This is a genomic window from Klebsiella sp. 141161 (genome assembly GCF_050600815.1).
In the GTDB taxonomy this organism is placed as follows: domain Bacteria; phylum Pseudomonadota; class Gammaproteobacteria; order Enterobacterales; family Enterobacteriaceae; genus Klebsiella; species Klebsiella aerogenes.
Genome location: NZ_JAQIRN010000033.1, coordinates 1 through 316, shown reverse-complemented (window position 1 = coordinate 316; position 316 = coordinate 1). Strand labels below are relative to the sequence as shown.

General features: G+C 50.6%; 1 rRNA gene. It reads right to left on the bottom strand.

The window, feature by feature from the left end:
• A 5S ribosomal RNA gene (gene rrf, locus PGR79_RS23845) occupies positions 1-68 on the bottom strand; the annotation flags it as partial.
• Positions 69-316: the final 248 nt, after the last annotated feature.

Genomic DNA, 316 nt, shown 5'->3' with positions numbered 1-316 from the left:
GCGCTACGGCGTTTCACTTCTGAGTTCGGCATGGGGTCAGGTGGGACCACCGCGCTATTGCCGCCAGGCAAATTCTTTGTGCTCAGTACGCAATTCTTTATCGCATCAGCGGCGTTGCCTGCGCTCGTCAACTCAGTCACATACTTTTGTATGCTCCTTCCTTTCCTTCGCTTGCCGCCTTGCTGCTGCGCAAATTATTGCGTACTCAACTCTGAATCTAAGCTGAAAATCATCTCAAATCCGCCAAAACACCTTCGGCGTTGTAAGGTTAAGCCTCACGGTTCATTAGTATCGGTTAGCTCAACGTATCGCTACG